The sequence below is a fragment of the Streptomyces sp. NPDC051172 genome (genome assembly GCF_040682555.1).
Taxonomy (GTDB): domain Bacteria; phylum Actinomycetota; class Actinomycetes; order Streptomycetales; family Streptomycetaceae; genus Streptomyces.
In genome coordinates this window covers 1-18,740 of the sequence record NZ_JBFBBE010000038.1, presented here as the reverse complement: position 1 = coordinate 18,740, position 18,740 = coordinate 1, and the positions used below count along the sequence as shown (strand labels likewise).

The window sequence follows — 18,740 nt, the reverse complement described above, 5'->3', positions numbered from 1 at the left end:
CCCTGTCGACCCTCAGGACCATCTGACAGAACGCCGAACCGTGACAACTCCGGCCCTGCTGTCCTATGTACGCAACAAGGCACTTGGCGTCGGCGTCAAGCCTGGCCATGCGCCATCAGGGCCGCGTGAGGCAACGCCAGTGCACCGCCCGGACCGGCAAACTCCGCGCACAACGACTCGAAGTGGCTCTTGATCTCGGCAACGACCGCCGGGCTCTGACTCGTCACGATCTGGCCGATGGTCGCCACGCCCGCAGCCGGTCCGCTCCACCACTCCTCAAGCGTCGTCCGGTGGTCCCACGTCAGGGTCTCGCAGACCACGCCCGTCAGACCTGCCTCACCGAGCAACGCGGCGAAGCCCTCTTCGGTACGGAGGAAATCGTCTTCGGGAGCAAGAGCCGGCAGGTGCGCCGGGCGCGTGACGCCTGCCGCTTGGACAGCCCTGCCGAGCAGGGCCTGCCCGGGTGCAGGGGGAACTGCCCAGATGGTGACGGCTGTCCGCCCGCCCGGTCGCGTCACCCGTCGCAACTCCTTCAGGGCTTCCCGAGGCCGTCCGACGTGGTTGAGGACGAAGTTGCCGACCACGGCATCGAACTCATCGTCGGCGAACGGCAAGGCGGGCAGCGCAGCAAGCCGCACGTCGGCTTCCGGAGCCGCCTGCGCGGCCCGGGCGACCATGGCGGGTTCGGCATCCACCGCTGTCACCTTCGCTCCCCGCTCACATGCAACCGCGGCGGCAGTGCCCGTGCCCGTCCCCACGTCGAGGACCCGTACGCCCTCCCCGACCCCGGCAGCGTCGAGGAGCCCAGGCACCGGACAGGCGCAGAGTTTGGCGAAACTCGCAGCATAGGCATCGGCCTGCCCCGCCCACGCCCGCCGCTCGGACTCATCGAACGCCGTCTGCACCACTCGTCCACTCCCCGCAACAACCTGCGGTCGGCTCATTGGAGGACAAGCCCTTCTGCAGTCCTCTCAAGGAGGATTGTGACCCCTCGGCCCCGGGGGGCGCACGGCCCGCCTCGGCTCGGCTGTGCCCGAGGCCGTGTCCTTGCCAGTCCGGCGATACGCCGGCTCACCGCTCCAACAGCATTCGTTGCAACTCCCGAGCCGCCCGCGGCGGAGCCACATCGCTGCGGTGGGCCAGGGCGATCGTGCGGTGCAGGCCGGGGCGGGCCAGTGGGGTGACCCGTAGCCCACGCCCGGACCGTGTGGCGACCATGCGAGGTACGACGGCCACGCCGAGCCCCGCCCGCACGAAGCCCAGCACTGCGTCCATCTCACCGCCCTCCACCGCGAAGTCCGGTTCGAAGCCCTCGGCGCGACAGGCGGCCACGGTCAGTTCGCGCAGGTCGTAGCCGTGCCGGAACATGACCATGGGTTCGCTCTCCAGGTCGGCGACGCGGACCGTGCGCCGGCCCGGGCCGGCGGGCGCGGGCGACTCCGGCGACGACACCACCACCAGGTCCTCGCGCAGCAGCTCCACCGTCGTCAGCGCCGGCGACGGCGTCGGCAGCGGCAGCACGACCAGGGCCAAGTCCAGGGCGCCGCGGGCGAGTTCCCGTACGAGATCGTGGGAGCCGCCTTCTTCGATCAGCAGCCGGATGCCGGGGTAGCGGTCGTGGAAGGCGCGCAGGACGTCGGGCAGCAGGCCCGTGCACAGGCTCGGGGTCGCGCCCAGCCGGACCCGGCCGCTGCGCAGCTGTACCAGTTCCTGCACCTCGTGCCGGGCCGTGTCCGCGTCGGCCAGGATGCGGCGGGCCAGCGGCAGCAGCGCCTCGCCCGCGTCGGTGAGCGTGATGTTGCCGCGCGCCCGCAGGAACAGATCGGCCCCGAGCTCCCGCTCCAGCGCCTTGATCTGCTGGGACAGGGACGGCTGTGCGACATGGACGAGGTCCGCGGCCCGGGTGAAGTGCCGCGTCTCGGCCACCGCCACGAAGTACTGGAGCTGCTGGAACTGCATCCTCGTACGATAGCTGCTTCCTATGGAATCAAGCCGGACCATGTCTTGGACCGATCGGGACCTTCGGCTCTAGCGTCTTGAATCATGGCTCTGGCAACACGGACGGACCGACGGCCGTCGATGGCGCGCACGGTGTGGGACAGCTCCGTCGGCAAGAAGACGGTGATGGCCGTCAGCGGCATGATCATGCTGCTGTACCTGGTCGCTCACGTGATCGGCAACCTGAAGATCTTCTTCGGGGCCGGCGAGTTCAACCACTACGCGCACTGGCTGCGCACCGTGGGCGAGCCGTTCATGCACTACGAGTGGACGCTGTGGCTGGTCCGAGTGGTGCTGATCGTCGCCGTCGTCGCACACGCCGTCTCCGCTTACCAGCTCAGCCGCCGCGACATCAAGGCACGGCCGAGCAAGTACGTCCACAAGAAGCCGAAGGCGAGCTACGCCACGCGCACCATGCGCTGGGGCGGGATCATCCTCGGCCTGTTCATCGTGTGGCACATCCTGGACCTGACCACCGGCACCGTGCACTCGGGAGGCTTCCAGGAGGGCCACCCGTACCAGAACGTCGTGGACACCTTCTCCACCTGGTACGGCAACGTCATCTACATCGTCGCGATGCTCGCCCTGGGCCTGCACGTCCGGCACGGCTTCTGGAGCGCCGCCCAGACCCTCGGCGTCGGCAGCCGCAGCCGCGACCGCGCGCTCAAGGCCGTCGCCAACGTCCTCGCACTGCTGCTCACGGCCGGTTTCATCGCCGTACCCGTGGGCGTCATGACCGGAGTGGTGAGCTGAACATGACCGCTGAGTACGTGGATTACACGACCGGTGAGCCGGTCGTCGACGCCAAGGCCCCCGCCGGACCGATCAACGAGCGCTGGGACAAGCGCCGTTTCGAGGCCAAGCTGGTCAACCCGGCCAACCGGCGCAAGCACACGGTGATCGTGGTGGGCACCGGACTCGCGGGCGGCTCCGCCGGCGCCACCCTCGCCGAACAGGGCTACCACGTCGTCCAGTTCTGCTACCAGGACTCCCCGCGGCGCGCCCACTCCATCGCCGCACAGGGCGGCATCAACGCCGCCAAGAACTACCGCAACGACGGCGACTCCATCCACCGGCTCTTCTACGACACCGTCAAGGGCGGCGACTTCCGCGCCCGGGAGTCGAACGTGCACCGGCTCGCGCAGATCTCCGTGGAGATCATCGACCAGTGCGTGGCCCAGGGCGTGCCCTTCGCCCGGGAGTACGGCGGCCTGCTCGACACCCGCTCCTTCGGCGGCGTACAGGTCTCACGGACCTTCTACGCCCGCGGACAGACGGGCCAGCAGCTGCTGCTCGGCGCCTATCAGGCCCTGAGCAGGCAGATCGCCGCCGGCAACATCGAGATGCACCCGCGTACCGAGATGCTCGACCTGATCGTCATCGACGGCAAGGCGCGCGGCATCGTGGCGCGCGACCTGATCACCGGCCGCATCGACACCTACTTCGCGGACGCCGTCGTCCTGGCGAGCGGCGGCTACGGCAACGTCTTCTATCTGTCGACGAACGCCATGAACTCCAATGCCACCGCCATCTGGCGGGCCCACCGGCGCGGCGCCTACTTCGCCAACCCCTGCTTCACCCAGATCCACCCCACCTGCATCCCGCGCACCGGCGACCACCAGTCCAAACTGACCCTGATGAGCGAGTCGCTGCGCAACGACGGCCGCATCTGGGTGCCCAGGGCCAAGGGTGACGACCGGCCGCCGAACAAGATCCCCGAGGGCGAGCGCGACTACTACCTGGAGCGCATCTACCCCTCCTTCGGCAACCTGGTCCCGCGCGACATCGCCTCCCGCGCCGCCAAGAACGTCTGTGACGAGGGCAGGGGAGTGGGCCCCGGCGGGCAGGGTGTCTACCTGGACTTCGCCGACGCCATCAAGCGGATGGGACGCAAGGCCGTGGAGGAGAAGTACGGCAACCTCTTCGACATGTACGCGCGGATCACCGCCGAGGACCCGTACACCGTCCCCATGCGGATCTACCCCGCCGTGCACTACACGATGGGCGGACTGTGGGTCGACTACGACCTGCAGACCACCATCCCGGGCCTGTTCGCGATCGGCGAGGCCAACTTCTCCGACCACGGCGCGAACCGCCTCGGTGCCTCCGCACTGATGCAGGGCCTGGCCGACGGCTACTTCGTGCTGCCGGCGACCATCAACGACTACCTGGCCCGCAACCCCCACCACGAGCCGGTCACCGACCGACACCCGGTCGTCCAGGAGGTGTTGGCGCGGACCCAGGACCGCCTCAACCTCCTGCTGTCGGTCGACGGCGACCGTACCCCCGACTCCTTCCACCGCGAAGTCGGCGAACTCATGTGGGAGTTCTGCGGCATGGCCCGTACGGACTCCGGTCTGCGCAAGGCGTTGGAGCGCATCCCGCAGATCCGCGAGGAGTTCTGGAGGCGCATCAAGGTGCCCGGCACCGGCGAGGAGTTCAACCAGTCGCTGGAGAAGGCCAACCGCATCGTCGACTACCTCGAACTCGCCGAGCTCATGTGCCTGGACGCACTGCACCGGGCCGAGTCCTGCGGCGGCCACTTCCGCGAGGAGTCCCAGACACCGGACGGTGAAGCCGCCCGCCGGGACGAGGAGTTCGCCTACGCGGCCGCCTGGGAGTTCACCGGCACCGGCGCGGCCCCGACCCTGCACAAGGAAGACCTGGTCTTCGAGTACGTCCACCCCACTCAGCGGAGCTACGCATGAAGCTCACCCTGCGCGTCTGGCGGCAGCAGAACGCCGACGCCGAAGGCGCCATGTCCACATACGAGGTGGACGGCATCTCCTCCGACATGTCGTTCCTGGAGATGCTCGACACCCTGAACGAGGACCTGATCCTCAAGGGCGAGGACCCGGTCGCCTTTGACCACGACTGCCGCGAGGGCATCTGCGGTGCGTGTTCGCTCGTCATCAACGGCGACGCGCACGGGCCCGAGCGCACCACTACCTGCCAGCTGCACATGCGGTCCTTCCAGGACGGCGACACGATCGACATCGAGCCGTGGCGGGCCTCCGCCTTCCCCGTGATCAAGGACCTGGTGGTGGACCGGTCGGCGTTCGACCGGATCATCCAGTCCGGCGGCTACATCACCGCCCCGACCGGCTCCGCACCCGAGGCCCACGCCACACCCGTACCCAAGCCGGACGCCGACTTCGCCTTCGAGCACGCCGAGTGCATCGGCTGCGGGGCGTGCGTGGCGGCCTGCCCGAACGGGGCGGCGATGCTCTTCACCTCCGCCAAGATCAACCATCTGAACGTGCTGCCGCAGGGCGCGCCCGAGCGCGAGACGCGGGTGCTGGACATGGTGGCGCAGATGGACGAGGAGGGCTTCGGCGGCTGCACGCTGACCGGGGAGTGCGCCACCGCCTGTCCGAAGGGCATTCCGCTGGTGTCCATCACGAGCATGAACAAGGAGTGGCTGCGGGCCACCCGGAAGGCTGCCAAGCGGTAGCACTGGACGTTCGCCGGAACGTGCGGACGGGCGGGGCCGGGAGTGGTGCTCCCCGGCCCCGTCTCGCACGTGCGCGGTCTGTAAGGTGTGGAGTTCTGCGAGCGCTGCGTGTCGACGAAGTGAACGGCACTGCCCGGCGCACCATCTGAGCGAGCCGTTCAACAAGCCCACACCCGCTCTCTCTGCGCCGGACACGCGAAGGTCAGCCGGCATCGGAAGAACAGGGGCGGCAGATCACGCGCCAACGGTCTGCTCCCGCTCCGCCGTCCCCGGCAGCCGACCTGGAGAGTGCCATGACCGGCGTCACCACTCTGGACCGTCCCTCGAAGCCAGCCGCACCCACCCGCTACACCGTGTCCCTCGCCCGCGACGAGGCCGACGTGCGTGCCGCGCAGCGGCTGCGGTACGAGGTCTTCGCCGGCGAGATGGGGGCCCTGCTGGCCACCCCGCAGCCCGGCCACGACATCGACGCCTTCGACGCGTACTGCGACCACCTGCTGGTACGCGAGGAGATCACCGGCCAGGTCGTCGGTACCTACCGCCTGCTGCCGCCGGAGCGCGCCGCGGTCGCCGGCCGGCTCTACTCCGAGGGCGAGTTCGACCTGACCGCGCTCGACGCGATTCGCCCCGGCCTGGTCGAGGTCGGCCGTTCCTGCGTCCACCCCGACCACCGCGACGGCGCCGTCATCGGCCTCATCTGGGCCGGCATCGCCCGCTACATGGTCGACCGCGGCCACGAATGGCTGGCCGGCTGCTGCTCCGTCCCGCTCGCCGACGGCGGCGCGCTCGCCTCCGCCACCTGGGAGAAGGTGCGGGGCAAGTACCTGGCCCCGGAGGAGTACCGGGTACGGCCGCTGCTGCCCTGGGTCCCGGCCGCCGCGACCCCGGCCGCGGCCTCCGCCGAACTGCCCGCCCTGCTGCGCGGCTACCTCCGTCTGGGCGCCTGGGTGTGCGCGCAGCCCGCCCACGACCCGGACTTCGGCGTCGCCGACCTGTATGTGCTGCTGTCGATGCGCCGGGTCAACCCGCGCTATCTGCGGCACTTCCTCTCCCTGGTGCCCGCCTGATGAGCGTCTGGCAGCCCAGCGCGCCGTGCACTCCCGGGGCGTGCATAGAGGCGAGGGGGTCCGCCACGGCCGTACCGCGTGCCGTGCTGCGGATGGTGGCGGTCCTGGCCCTGGTGCTCGCCGGGGCCGTGCTGTCGCCGCTCGGCGGGAGGATCCCCGCCGAGCTGGTGAAGCGGTGGTGCCGGTGGATCGTGCGGGCCGCAGGGGTCCAGGTCCGTATCACCGGCACCGCCGCGCCCACCGGCGGTCTGCTCCTGGTCGCCAACCACATCTCCTGGCTGGACATCCCGCTGCTCGCGGCCGTCCGCCCGGCCCGCATGCTTGCCAAGTCCGACATCCGGGACTGGCCCGTGGCGGGCCCCCTGGCGGCTCGCGGCGCCCTGTTCATCGACCGCAACCGGCTGCGCGCCCTGCCGGAAACAGTCGCCCGCATCGCGGACGCACTGCGCGACGGGCAGGCCGTCGGGGTCTTCCCCGAGGGCAGCACCTGGTGCGGACGCGCCCAGGGCACCTTCCGCCGCGCCGTCTTCCAGGCCGCCCTCGACGCGGGCGTCCCCGTACAGCCGGTACGTCTGCGCTACCGGATCGCCGGGGGTACGGCCAGTACGGCGCCCGCCTTCATAGGCGACGACTCGCTGCTGGCGTCGGTCTGGCGGGTGATGTCGGTACGGGGCCTGGTGGCCGAGGTCGACGTACGGGACGCCATCGCGCCCGGCAGCCACCCGGACCGCCGCTCACTGGCCCGCGCGGCCCAGCCGGGGGCGACGGCTCAGGCGGACTGGATCCACGCGGCGTTGGTGGCCTAGCAGCGGTACAGGCGCGTTCAGTGCTGTGCTGCGAGTCGGGGGCAGTGGCGCCGCATCGCGTCCAGGACGGCCTCGGGCGGCACCGGAAGGGTGTTTGTGGCCATGGTGGCCGGACCGAAGCCGAGTCGTGCGTTCATGGACGCGGTGCCGCGGACGAGCTTGGATGCTCGGGCCAGATAGGCATCCGGGTCGTGCAGCACCAGCTCGATGAACGACTGCGAGGTGTTGCGTACCCGCTGCTCGCGTATCCGCACGGCGGCTATCTCGTCCCAGCCGAACCGGCCCAGCCGCACATGGTCCACTCCCGCGCCGTCCAGCACCAGCTCCGGCCGGTCGCGGAGCAGGCGCTGCAGGATGAGCACCGAGCACAACCCGAAGAAGGGCACGGCCAGCGCCCCCGCCACAGTCATCTTCAGGGTGCTGTGGGCGACCAGGAAGACAATGCCCAGAGCGACGAAGACGACAGAGCCGGCCAGCATGGCCCACCCGCGCCCCTTGGCGAGCGGGTAGACCGTCGGAGGTAGCGGAACGCTGTTTCTGATCACGAGTTCAGACGATAGGACCAGAGCCCTCGTCGGCGGAAGCCGCGAAGAGACGCACTCCTGCCGCGCGGCGCCCGCCTGACGGGCGTGCTGTCCGGCCAGACGTTGGGTCAGCAGGTACGGAGCATCGGCGGCCGGCACCGCGTCGAGGGTCCCGTGCGGGCGTACACCGGCAGGGGCGGCGGAGGTCGTCGCTCAGCCCGCGGGCGCGGAGCGGGGGGTTGAGGCCGGCCGACGCAGCAGGCGGGGCAGGGTGGCGCGCCGCAGCCGCCGAGAACCGTCAGTTGCGTGTCACGAGACCCCAACCACTCGCATGGCATGTGACCCCACCGCGAGGCCCGGAAACTCGGAAGACGGGTCGTACCGCCCCCTGTTAGCGTTCCTTCCATGAAGGTCAGGACCTGTTGTACCCACACCGCAGCCGCGCGAGCGACCAGCTCCCCGGCTGCCGACGCCTGACCTCTCCACCTTTCCCCGGCGGCCGGAAACGGACCGCCGGGATGTGGTGCCACCCTTCTGCGCACGCTCGCAGGGCTCACAGGCTGCTTCCGCGGTCCCTTCCGGTCCCCACGACCTGAAGGAACATGCCATGAACACCCCTATGAACACCGACCAGACCGTACGGACGTTCACCGATTTCTACCGTGAACGCGGGCACCACCTCATCACCGGAAGCTCGCTGCTGCCGCCTCCCTCGGATCCGGTGCTGTTCACCACCTCCGGCATGCACCCCCTCACGCCCTACCTCCTGGGCCGCCCCCATCCCCAGGGACGGCGCCTGATCAACGTCCAGCGTTGCCTGCGCACCACCGACCTCGACGAGGTCGGCGACCCCACCCACCTGACGGTCTTCGAGATGCTCGGTTCGTGGTCGCTCGGCGACTACCGCCACTCACAGAGCCTGCGCTGGGGGTACGAGCTGCTGCGCGACGGATTCGGCATCCCGCAGGAGCGGCTGTACGTCACGGTCTTCGGGGGCGACGGCCAGGTCGGCCCCGACACCGAATCGCTGGGCACCTGGCAGGAGTTGAGACTGCCCGTGGAGCTGACCGAGGACGAGAACTGGTGGTCCAACGGCCCCGTCGGCCCCTGCGGTCCGGACTCGGAGATCTTCGTCTGGACCGGCGACGGCGGCACCCCACCCCAGGGCACCCCCACCACCGACCCGCGCTGGGTGGAGATCTGGAACCACGTCAACATGCGCTACCGACGCAACGAGGACGGCAGCCTCGAACCCCTGCCCCGGCCCGGCATCGACACGGGGATGGGCCTGGAACGCCTGACGACCGTCCTGCAAGGACACCGTTCGGTCTACGACACGGACCTGTTCGAACCGTGGATGCGGCTGCTTCCGCCGCTGTGGGACCTGGACGAGCCCTCGACCCGTCTCGTCTGCGACCACCTGCGCTCGAGCATCGTCGTACTCGGCGACGGCGTACGCCCGTCCAACACCGGCCGCGGCCATGTACTGCGCCGTCTCGTCCGCCGCCTCCTCACCTCACTGCGCCGCGACGACCCCTCGCGCACCCTGACGGACCTGCCCCCGGAGCTCGTGGACCACACCCTGAACCACTTCCACCAGCCCTGCGGCACCGACACGGTCCGCACGCTGCTCCTGGACGAGGAGCACCGCTTCACCAAGCTCCTCGAACGCGGCCGACGCATCCTCTCCCGCCCGCAGTTCAAGGTCCCGCTGAGCGAGGAGGACTACCACTACCTCCACGACACCCACGGCCTGCCGCGCGACCTGGTGGCCGATCTGCTCACCGACGACTGACGTCAGTCACCCGCGCGGGCGCTTCTCGACCGTCTGGTGCGAGTTCAGCTGCTGCAATGGCCCGCTGCAGGGCCTGGCGGGCTTGTGCCAACTCGTTCGCGCGCCGGTCGAGGCGGGCGAGCTGGGTGCGGAGCTTGTCCAGTACGCCTGGGCACGGACGCAGCGAACCGTCCGTGAGAGCGCACGGCAGGACCTGCCGGATCAGGTTGGTGGACAGCCCGGCCGCCAGCAGGGCGCGGATCTGTCCGACCGTCTGCTCGGCGCTGTCGTCGTAGTCGCGGTATCCGTTGGCCTGACGGCTCGGGGTCAGAAGGCCGACGCGTTCGTAGTACCGGAGCAGGCGCTCACTCGTCTCGGTTCTCTTGGCCAACTGCCCAATCAGCATCGTCTCTCCACGGAGCTTGACCTTGCCACGGTGTCAACCTTCAACGATGGGGTCGGCCGCGGCATTCCGTCGCCGTCATCCACCCTGACCAGGAGAATCCGTTGATCATCGACGCGCACAGTCATGTCCACGATCCCGTGCACAGCCACATCGCCCTGCTGGACGAAGCAGGAGTCGACCGCGCCGTGCTCTTCGGCACCCGGCCGCATCCCGAGCGGGCCACCGACCTGACCTCGTTCCGGCGCGAGATGAGCGTGCTGGACGGGACGCTCGGTGGACGGTCCAGCGGTCCGGACCACCACCGGGCCGCACTGCAGGAACTGGCCTCGGCGTGTGCGGCCCACCCGGATCGTTTCATCGGGTTCGGCAAGGTCCGCCTGGACCTGTCGGCCCAGCAGATCGCGGCAGAAGTCGAGGGGGAGATAGTCGGCAGGGGCTTTCGGGGCATCGGCGAGCTGACGCCGCCACCGGACGGGGCGGGTCAGGTCGAGCCGGTTCTGCGGGCAGCGGCCGATCATGGCGGGCTACCGGTCGTCGTACACGGTTTCGCCCCGACCACGGCGGGAGACCTGGCGACGCTGGCCCGCCTCGCGCGCCGTCACCCGAGCGTACCCCTGGTGATCAGCCAGCTCGGTGGAGTGAACTGGCTGACGGCGATAGAGCTGGCCCGGGACACCCCGAACCTGTACCTGGAGCTGTCGACGGCGAACATCATCTTCGCGGTGCGACTGGCCATCAACGAGGTGCCGGACCGCACCCTGTTCGGCTCGGACGCGCCCTACGGCGACCCGTTCCTGGCCCGCACCACCGTCGAACGCGTCACCGCGCCAGGTGCGCTGCGCGACCGCGTCCTGGGCGGCACCCTCGCGGAACTGATCGGTCTGTGACCGTCACACGCCAGACCCAGCGCCCCCTCCTGCGGTTCCCAGGGCATGGCGGACCTGTTCGCCCTCGTCGCGTACCAGGCCGGGCTTCAGGCTGACGCCGTCGTCGCCGGCCCCGCGGAAGGTGTAGCAGCCGACCTCCATGACGGCGACCGGCTTGCCGTGGGTGAACCTCCTTGCGCAGCCCCCGGAAGGCGTCGAGGCCGACGATGTCGAAGGGGCTCCGGTCCACGGCGTGCAGCGGGCGGGCGAACAGGCTGATTTCACAGCCGGTGACGAGGACGACCTCGGCGCCGTTCCGACGGCGCCGTTCCGTGCGCTCGGCGCAGTCGGCGAAGTATGGGTGGACGCGCTGTATTTCGTCGGTCCCGACCGGGCTGTCAACGACAAGCTGGGCGAGGCGATGGCCCGCGTCCTGGCCGAACCCGCTGGATCATCGAACGGCTTCGACGCCTGCGCTCACGCCTGCCGCGGTGGCAGCACCCGTCCCAGATACGGTGCCGTAGCGCTCCCCGCCACGCCCGCCACCTGCGTCGGCGTCCCGGCCGCCACGATCCGCCCGCCCGCGTCACCGCCGCCCGGCCCCAGGTCGATCACCCAGTCCGCGCCGGCGACGACCGACATGTCGTGCTCGACGACGATCACCGTGTGGCCGGCGTCGACGAGACCGTGCAGCTGCCGCATCAGGACCTCTACGTCCGCCGGGTGCAGACCGGTGGTCGGCTCGTCGAGGAGGTAGAGGGTGTGGCCGCGGCGACCACGCTGCAACTCGCCGGCCAGCTTGATGCGCTGGGCTTCTCCGCCGGAGAGTTCTGTGGCGGGCTGGCCCAGGCGGAGGTAGCCCAGGCCCACGTCGAGCAGGGTGGTGAGACTGCGCGCCACCGCCGGGGTGTCCGCGAAGAACTCCGTCGCGCTCTCCACCGTCAGGTCCAGCACCTGAGCGATGTTCCGCCCCCGGTACGTCACTTGGAGCGTCTCGGGGTTGTAGCGGTCACCGCCGCAGTCCGGACACGGCGCATACGTGCTCGGCAGGAACAGCAGCTCGACGCTGACGAACCCCTCGCCCTGGCAGGTCTCGCAGCGCCCGCCAGCGAGGTTGAAGGAGAAGCGGCCGACGCCGTAACCGCGGGCCTGCGCCTCCTCGGTGGCCGCGAACACCCTGCGTACGACGTCGAAGAGGCCCGTGTAGGTGGCGAGGTTGGAACGTGGGGTGCGGCCGATGGGCTTCTGGTCGACGGAGACCAGGCGTTGCACGCCCGGCAGGTCCTCGGTGATCTCGCCGATGAGCGTCGACTTGCCGGACCCGGACACGCCGGTGATGGCGGTGAACACACCGAGCGGGAACTCGGCCGTCACCCCGCGCAGGTTGTGCCGGGTGAGGGGACCGATCTTCAACTGGCCGTGGGCGGTGCGCACTTGACGTTCGGCGATGGGGGAGCGGTCGAAGAGGAAGCGGGCCGTCGCGGACTGCGGGACCGAGGCGAGGTCCGCCACCGGGCCGCTGTACAGCACCTCTCCGCCGTGCTCGCCCGCGAGCGGGCCCACGTCCACCAGCCAGTCGGCGCCACGCATGACGTCGAGGTGGTGCTCCACCACGAACACCGAGTTGCCGGACGACTTCAGCCGCTCCAGGACCGTGAGCAGCGCCTCGGTGTCCGCCGGGTGCAGGCCCGCGGACGGCTCGTCGAGGACGTAGACGACACCGAACAGTCCGGAGCGCAGCTGCGTGGCCAGGCGCAGCCGTTGCAGCTCACCCGCCGAGAGGGTCGGGGTGGAGCGGTCCAGGCTGAGGTAGCCCAGGCCGAGTTCGAGGACCGGCGCGATACGGGAGGTGAGGTCCTCGGTGAGGACGCGGGAGGTCTCGTCGCCGGCCACCAGACAGCCCACGAGGTCGGTCAGCGGCAGCGCGGCCAGCTCGGCGATCGTGCGGCCCGCGAAGGTCACCGCCAGCGCCTCCGGACGCAGCCTGCTGCCGCCGCACGCCGGGCAGGGCGCGCTGGTCAGGAAGCGTTCGGCCTTGGCCCGCAGGGTGGGGCTCTTGGAGTCGGAGAAGGTCTTCATGACGTAGCGGCGGGCGCTCATGTAGGTGCCCTGGTAGGGCCGCTGGATGCGGTCCGCGTCTCGCACCGGGTGCACGGTGACGACCGGCTGCTCGTCGGTGAAGAGGATCCATTCCCGCCGGTCGGCGGGGAGTTCGCGCCACGGCCGGTCCACGTCGTGGCCGAGCGCGTCGAGGACGTCGCGGAGGTTCTTGCCCTGCCAGGCGCCCGGCCAGGCGGCGATCGCGCCCTCGCGGATCGACAGGGACGGGTCGGGGACCAGCAACTCCTCGGTCGTACGGTGGACCTGGCCCAGGCCGTGGCACTCCGGGCAGGCGCCGGCGGCCGTGTTGGGGGAGAAGGCGTCGGAGTCGAGGCGCTCGGCGCCGGGCGGGTAGTCGCCGGCGCGGGAGAACAGCATCCGCAGTGAGTTCGACAAGTTGGTGACCGTGCCGACGGACGAGCGGGACGTCGGGGCCGAGCGGCGCTGCTGGAGGGAGACCGCGGGCGGCAGTCCCGTGATCTCGCCCACCTTCGGCGCGCCGACCTGGTGGATCAGGCGGCGCGCATACGGGGCGACGGACTCGAAGTAGCGTCGCTGGGCCTCGGCGTAGACGGTGCCGAAGGCGAGCGAGGACTTCCCCGACCCGGAGACCCCTGTGAACACGGTCAACACGTCCCGCGGAATGTCGACGTCCACGCCCTTGAGGTTGTGCTCGCGGGCGTCGCGGACGCGGACGTAGGGGTCGTGTGGGTCGTGCATGGACGGGAACTCCGTACGGGGCTTCGGCTGCGGATGGACAAACGCCGCGATTCTAAGCTGTCGGCGTCGCCTTTGCGGCGTCGTCCCAGGTCACGCCGGGTAGGGTGCGGCCTCGCGGGCCGTTCGGAGTGCACCGGCCCACCAGGCCAGCTGCTCCAGCAGCGTCTTGGCGTACCCGGCGGCGTCGGGGTCGAGGGGATGCCCGTCCTGCCAGGCGGTGAAGTAGTTCGGGAAGGCGAGACCGTCGCGGATCGTCACCGCGTGCAGCTCGGTCAGCACGTTCTCCAGGTGGAGCACGGCATGCCGGCCGCCTGCCGCGCCGCCGTAGCTGACGAAGGCGACGGGCTTGGCCGTCCACTGGGTGAAGTGCCAGTCGATGGCCGCCTTCAGGGAGGCGGGATAGCTGTGGTTGTACTCCGGTGTGACCACGACGAACGCGTCGGCGCCCTCCAGAGCCGACGTCAGTGGTGCCATCCCGGCCGGGCGGGGGTAGGCGTCACCGGCGTACTTCGGCGACTCCGCGGGCAGCGCCAACGGGATGTCGATCTCGGCCAGGTCGACGACCTCCACGTCGAAACCGCCGTGAGCGCCCGCCTGTTCGGCCACCCAGGAGGCCGCCGCCGGGCCGAACCGTCCGTCCCGGACGCTTCCGACGATGATCACCAGCTTGTGCTTGCTCTGCTCGTTCTTGTCCATGCCCACCACGATCACGCCACGCCCCGACATCAGCCAGACCGTGCTCAGGCTGGCCCCCGCAGGGCCAGGCTGAGCCCTCCGCGAGCAGCGGACAGCGGCCTATGCTCGGCCCATGGGGACACCGTTGGGGGACTTCGTCCGGGCCAAGCGCGACAGCATCCAGCCCGAATCGCTGGGACTGCCGAATCACGGCCGCCGCCGCTCACCGGGGCTGCGGCGGCTGGATCTCGCCACGCGGGCCGGCATCAGCGTCGAGTACCTCACCCGCATGGAGCAGGGCCGGGACCGCAACCCCTCGGTGGCGGTGGTCAACGCGCTCGCCGATGCGCTCAGCCTCGATGCGGCCGAGCGGAACCACCTGCGCTACCTCGCGAAGATCACCGGCGGTGCGTGTGTCGCTCACACCCAGCCCGCGCCGCCGCGCCGCGAGGTCCGTCCCACCGTCCTGGACACGCTCCGCCTCCTCGAACCGGGCATCGCCATGGTCACCAACCGGCTGGGCGACGTCCTCGCCCACACCAGCGGCTACGCGTCGGTGATGAACGGCACCGGACTGCTCGACGCGGACACCCCGAACCTCACCCGCTACGTCTTCACCGACCCGCGCGCCCGAGTGTTCTTCGCCGACTGGGACGACGTCGCCGACCAGCAGGCCTTCGACCTGTGGCTGGCACCGTCGGTCGAGAGTTCCGAGTGGTTCAGCACGGAACTCGCCCCCGTCGCCGGCCCCGACTTCACGCGCCGCCTGCACCGTCATGTGGTGCCCCAGCGCGGGGACCTTCGCCTCGACCACCCGTCCGGGTACGAGCTTCGGCTGACCCGCGAAGTGCTCGAACTCCCTTCGGACGCCCAGCAGTTGGTCGTCTTCCTGCCCGCGGACGAACAGACGGCCCAGGCCGTCGACCAACTCCGCCACCGGTCCCGCGGTGGGCTGCGGGCCATTTCCTGAAGCCGGGCCGTCGCTCTTGATCGGTTCGTCTTGTTTCGCGTGCGGGATCGGCTTCGAGCTGATGTGCTGGACAGTGGGGCTTTTGACCCTTTCCCGCCATCCAGGAGGCAATCCTCCCCTCAACTTGCAGGGGGATTTCCCGCCCACCTCGGAGGGACAGACGACATCCCGGAGGGACAGATGAGCAGTACCTATCGAGTCGCGCAGGCGATCGAGGCCGGCGGCCCGTTCCAGATCGTCGATCGCGAGGTGTCGCAGCCGGGCCCCGGCCATGTACGGGTGGCGGTGGAGGCCTGCGGGGTCTGCCACAGCGACACCCTCTTCGTGAACGGCGGTGTGCCGGGCATCAGCTTCCCGGTGGTCCCCGGACACGAGATCGCCGGACGGATCGACGCGCTCGGCGAGGGGGCCGAGGAACGGGGCTGGCAGGTGGGCGACCGGGTGACGGTCGGCTGGTTCGGCGGCAGCTGCGGCCACTGCACGCCCTGCCGGCAGGGCGACTTCATGGTCTGCGTGAACCTCAAGGTGCCCGGCTGGGCGTACGACGGCGGCTTCGCCGAGATGCTGATCGCGCCGGCCGACGCCCTGGCCCGAATCCCCGACGCACTGTCCGCGACCGACGCCGGGCCCATGGCCTGCGCGGGCGTGACCACCTACAACGGTCTTCGGCGCAGCTCCGCCCGCCCGGGCGATCTGGTCGCAGTGCTCGGTCTGGGCGGCTTGGGCCACCTGGGCGTGCAGTACGCGGTCGCGATGGGCTTCGAGACCGTGGCGATCGCCCGCGGAGCCGAGAAGGCCGACTTCGCCAAACAGCTCGGCGCCCACCACTACGTCGACAGCACGGCGGCCACCCCCGTCGCCGAGGCGCTGCAGTCTCTCGGCGGCGCCAGGGCCGTGCTGGCCACGGCGGGCAATTCCCAGGCCATCACGGCCACCGTGGACGGCCTGGCACCCCGCGGCGAACTGGTCGCCATCGGGGCGGACCCCGAACCCCTGGGCATCAGCCCGGTCCAGCTGCTCATGAGCGGCAGGATCGTCCGCGGCCACCCCTCCGGCACCGCACAGGACGTGCAGGACACCATGGCCTTCAGCACCCTGCACGGCATCCGCCCGATGACCGAGACCCTGCCCCTGGACCAGGCCGGTGAGGCGTACCAGAAGATGCTCTCCGGCACCGCCCGCTTCCGCATGGTGATCACTACCGGGAGGTGATCCGGGCGAGGCGCCGGTACGAGTCGGCCAGCGCCGCACGGTCGTACGTACTCGTGGTGACCAGCACCTCCTGCGCGGCGGTCTCCTTCAGCACCGTCTCCAGCTCGTGCGCGACCTGCTCCTCGGTGCCCGCGAGGTGTCCGACGAGTCCGGACTCGTAGAACATGCGCTCCTTGTCGGTCATGGCGAGTTCCTCGACGCGCTCGGCGGGCGGCAGCGGCGGGAAGGCGCCGTGTGTGCGGGAGTACGCCATCGACCACGCCTCCGGGACCAGCAGCCGCCGCGCCTCCTCGGGCGTGGCGGCCACGGCGACCGTGCCGGAGACGACGACGTACGGTTCGCTCGCCCACGGGGAGGGACGGAAGTGGGTGCGGTAGTGGTCGATGCCGCGCTGCATCTTGTCGCGGTTACGCAGGTCGCCGATGACCATCGGCAGGCCCGCGCGGGCCGCGACCGCGGCGCCCTCGCCCATGGCCAGCACGAACGGCGGCACGGTCAGGCCCTCCGCGGGGCGCGCGTGCACACCCGTCGGGGACGTCCCGCGGAACCAGCCAAGGAGCTCCTCCAGCTGCGCCCCGAAGTCCTCGGCGTCGCCCTTGTCCCGCCCCAGGGCCTTGCGCACCCCGCCGGTGAAGCCGACCGACCGCCCCAGCCCCATGTCGATCCGCCCGGGGAAGAGCGACTCCAGCACCCCGAACTGCTCGGCCACGACCAGGGGTTGATGGTTGGGCAGCATCACACCGCCCGTGCCGACCCGGATGGTGCGCGTGGCACCCGCGACGGCGGCGGCCAGCACGGTGGGCGCGGAACCGGCCACGCCCGGCACCCCGTGATGTTCGGCCACCCAGAAGCGGTGGTAGCCGAGATCCTCCAGCTCCTGGGCCAGCCGCACGGTGTCCCGCAGCGCCTCCGCGTCCGTGTGGCCCTCGCGGATGCGGGAGCGGTCGAGGACGGAGAAGCGGGTGGCGGCGATCAGGGAACGCACACGCAGTTCAACGCGTGACCGGCCACGGCATTCCCGCTCCTGCCGTCGCTGCCGGTCACACGAGGTCCTGGTGATCCTCCGGTGCCTTCTCCAGTTGCTTCACCTCGCCCGGGGCGGGCTCGGCCGCCAGGAGCTTCTCGGCGCGCTGGTCGATGGTGCGGGCCAGCACGGGCAGGGCGGCGGTGTCCGTCGGCGCCAGCCCGGTCACCGTGGTCAGGGCGCCGGTGGGGCACCGAGCAGCATGACCACACCGACCAGGATCGTGTCGAGCCGCTGCCTGTGCCCTCGTAGGCGTACCCGGACCACCAGTTGCGCAGCCGCCACCGCCAGGCCTGGCGCCAGAACGCACAGGCGGGCCTGGGCGCACGGCGAGTCGGCGCACGCAGCGGTCCGTGCGGGCGGGCGAGAGAGCGCATGGGTGCTCCGGCGCCGGGTCAGCCGGCCGCGGCGGCCGTGTCGGGCCGCGGGTGCCAGCGGTCCAGCCACCGGTTGAAGTCCCACGTGGACAGGAACGTGCCGGCCGCGTCCTGCCCCTGCGCCAGCAGGTAGTCGGACTGCTCACGGGTGAGATGGAAGTCGGTGGAGCGCACACCGTCGGTGTCGATGAAGACGGTGCGTTCCTGCACGGACGGCTCGTCGATGTGGAGCCGGTCGTGTGCGTCGGTCATCGTCGAGACCAGCCGCTGGACCAGGGTGACCGGATTGCCCGCGGGCCGCCAGTCCTGTTCGGGCGTGGTCCGCATGGACAGTTTGAGCCCCCAGGTGGGCCAGCGTGGCGGGCGCCCGTCGTGGCGGTCGAAGAGCGCCACGGGGAAGTTGGACAGCATCCCGCCGTCGACCAGTACGAGCCGTTCGGAGCCCTGGTCGGGTCCGCACTTGAGAGGGAACGGACGGAAGAAGAACGGGATGGAAGCGGACGCCCGTACCGCGTCGGCCACCTTCATCGAGTCCGGGTCCACACCGCACAACTCCATGCAGTCCCAGGGCAGATGCAGTTCCCGGCCCCGGCTGATGTCGCTGACGGTGACGACCAGCCGGTAGGGCGGCGTGCCGGGATCGTCACCCGGCTCCTCCTGCCGCAGATCCTTGAGCCTTCGCCATCTTCGAACGTGCAGGTCGGAGGGGCTGGTGTGCGGTTTGGTCGGGGTGCTCGGGCTGGTCGCGGGCGCGAGTCCTCGGTCTT

Annotated in this window: 18 protein-coding genes; 9 read left to right on the top strand and 9 right to left on the bottom strand. The window is 70.5% G+C overall.

Annotation, left to right across the window (positions count from 1 at the left end; translation table 11 throughout):
• Window positions 1-95: 95 nt before the first annotated feature.
• Window positions 96-944 (bottom strand): methyltransferase domain-containing protein, encoded by an 849-nt coding sequence (locus tag AB0N07_RS23155; RefSeq protein WP_365837929.1) that lies wholly within the window; start codon window positions 942-944, stop codon window positions 96-98.
• A gap of 127 nt (window positions 945-1,071) precedes the next feature.
• Complete coding sequence (locus tag AB0N07_RS23150; protein ID WP_365837927.1) at window positions 1,072-1,959, bottom strand: LysR substrate-binding domain-containing protein; 888 nt, start codon at window positions 1,957-1,959, stop codon at window positions 1,072-1,074.
• A gap of 120 nt (window positions 1,960-2,079) precedes the next feature.
• On the opposite strand from AB0N07_RS23150, the gene AB0N07_RS23145 reads away from it, so the two are divergent.
• The 5 genes from AB0N07_RS23145 to AB0N07_RS23125 all read left to right on the top strand — a co-directional run bounded on the left by AB0N07_RS23145 (window position 2,080) and on the right by AB0N07_RS23125 (window position 7,325).
• The gene (locus tag AB0N07_RS23145) at window positions 2,080-2,751 is read left to right on the top strand and encodes a succinate dehydrogenase (protein WP_365838050.1); all 672 of its coding nucleotides are present in this window, start codon (window positions 2,080-2,082) and stop codon (window positions 2,749-2,751) included.
• A gap of 2 nt (window positions 2,752-2,753) precedes the next feature.
• Window positions 2,754-4,706 (top strand): fumarate reductase/succinate dehydrogenase flavoprotein subunit, encoded by a 1,953-nt coding sequence (locus AB0N07_RS23140; protein ID WP_365837925.1) that lies wholly within the window; start codon window positions 2,754-2,756, stop codon window positions 4,704-4,706.
• Complete coding sequence (locus tag AB0N07_RS23135) at window positions 4,703-5,452, top strand: succinate dehydrogenase/fumarate reductase iron-sulfur subunit (RefSeq protein ID WP_365837923.1); 750 nt, start codon at window positions 4,703-4,705, stop codon at window positions 5,450-5,452. The genes AB0N07_RS23140 and AB0N07_RS23135 overlap by 4 nt, the downstream gene beginning before the upstream one ends.
• Before the next feature lie 293 nt (window positions 5,453-5,745).
• Entirely contained in the window at window positions 5,746-6,519 is a 774-nt protein-coding gene (locus tag AB0N07_RS23130) for a GNAT family N-acyltransferase (RefSeq protein ID WP_365837921.1), read from the top strand.
• Entirely contained in the window at window positions 6,519-7,325 is an 807-nt protein-coding gene (locus AB0N07_RS23125; protein ID WP_365837919.1) for a lysophospholipid acyltransferase family protein, read from the top strand. Before AB0N07_RS23130 ends, AB0N07_RS23125 begins: the two co-directional genes overlap by 1 nt.
• 17 nt (window positions 7,326-7,342) lie before the next feature.
• Here AB0N07_RS23125 and AB0N07_RS23120 read toward each other — a convergent pair whose 3' ends face one another.
• A complete protein-coding gene (locus AB0N07_RS23120) occupies window positions 7,343-7,870 on the bottom strand; it encodes an STM3941 family protein (protein WP_365837917.1) in 528 nt (175 codons plus the stop codon).
• 598 nt (window positions 7,871-8,468) lie between these two features.
• Here AB0N07_RS23120 and AB0N07_RS23115 point away from each other — a divergent pair.
• A complete protein-coding gene (locus tag AB0N07_RS23115; RefSeq protein ID WP_365838048.1) occupies window positions 8,469-9,644 on the top strand; it encodes an alanine--tRNA ligase-related protein in 1,176 nt (391 codons plus the stop codon).
• Here the strand turns inward: AB0N07_RS23115 and AB0N07_RS23110 are convergent.
• On the bottom strand, window positions 9,631-10,029 hold the full coding sequence (locus tag AB0N07_RS23110) for a MerR family transcriptional regulator (protein WP_365837915.1): 399 nt from the start codon (window positions 10,027-10,029) through the stop codon (window positions 9,631-9,633). The two genes, AB0N07_RS23115 and AB0N07_RS23110, sit on opposite strands and share 14 nt — an antisense overlap.
• A gap of 101 nt (window positions 10,030-10,130) precedes the next feature.
• Here AB0N07_RS23110 and AB0N07_RS23105 point away from each other — a divergent pair, with 101 nt between their 5' ends.
• Window positions 10,131-10,916 (top strand): amidohydrolase family protein, encoded by a 786-nt coding sequence (locus AB0N07_RS23105; protein ID WP_365837913.1) that lies wholly within the window; start codon window positions 10,131-10,133, stop codon window positions 10,914-10,916.
• Window positions 10,917-11,372: 456 nt separating this feature from the next.
• On the opposite strand, the gene AB0N07_RS23100 is transcribed toward AB0N07_RS23105, so the two are convergent.
• A complete protein-coding gene (locus AB0N07_RS23100; RefSeq protein WP_365837911.1) occupies window positions 11,373-13,715 on the bottom strand; it encodes an excinuclease ABC subunit UvrA in 2,343 nt (780 codons plus the stop codon).
• 90 nt (window positions 13,716-13,805) lie between these two features.
• Window positions 13,806-14,411, bottom strand: coding sequence for an NAD(P)H-dependent oxidoreductase (locus tag AB0N07_RS23095; protein WP_365838046.1), 606 nt, complete (start codon window positions 14,409-14,411; stop codon window positions 13,806-13,808).
• A gap of 112 nt (window positions 14,412-14,523) precedes the next feature.
• Between AB0N07_RS23095 and AB0N07_RS23090 the strand changes: the two genes are divergently transcribed.
• Together AB0N07_RS23090 and AB0N07_RS23085 are read left to right on the top strand one after the other, a co-directional pair.
• Window positions 14,524-15,360 (top strand): helix-turn-helix transcriptional regulator, encoded by an 837-nt coding sequence (locus AB0N07_RS23090; protein WP_365837909.1) that lies wholly within the window; start codon window positions 14,524-14,526, stop codon window positions 15,358-15,360.
• A 180-nt stretch (window positions 15,361-15,540) separates the two neighbouring features.
• Entirely contained in the window at window positions 15,541-16,572 is a 1,032-nt protein-coding gene (locus AB0N07_RS23085; protein ID WP_365837907.1) for an alcohol dehydrogenase, read from the top strand.
• Here the strand turns inward: AB0N07_RS23085 and AB0N07_RS23080 are convergent.
• The 3 genes from AB0N07_RS23080 to AB0N07_RS23070 form a co-directional block, all read right to left on the bottom strand.
• Window positions 16,559-17,557 carry an LLM class flavin-dependent oxidoreductase gene (locus AB0N07_RS23080; RefSeq protein WP_365837905.1) on the bottom strand — a complete coding sequence of 333 codons (999 nt, stop codon included), beginning with the start codon at window positions 17,555-17,557 and terminating at the stop codon, window positions 16,559-16,561. The two genes, AB0N07_RS23085 and AB0N07_RS23080, sit on opposite strands and share 14 nt — an antisense overlap.
• 55 nt (window positions 17,558-17,612) lie before the next feature.
• Window positions 17,613-17,765 (bottom strand): hypothetical protein, encoded by a 153-nt coding sequence (locus AB0N07_RS23075; protein ID WP_365837903.1) that lies wholly within the window; start codon window positions 17,763-17,765, stop codon window positions 17,613-17,615.
• A 226-nt stretch (window positions 17,766-17,991) separates the two neighbouring features.
• Window positions 17,992-18,740, bottom strand: a 749-nt coding sequence (locus AB0N07_RS23070; RefSeq protein WP_365837901.1) for a patatin-like phospholipase family protein, incomplete at its 5' end; no start/stop codon positions are given.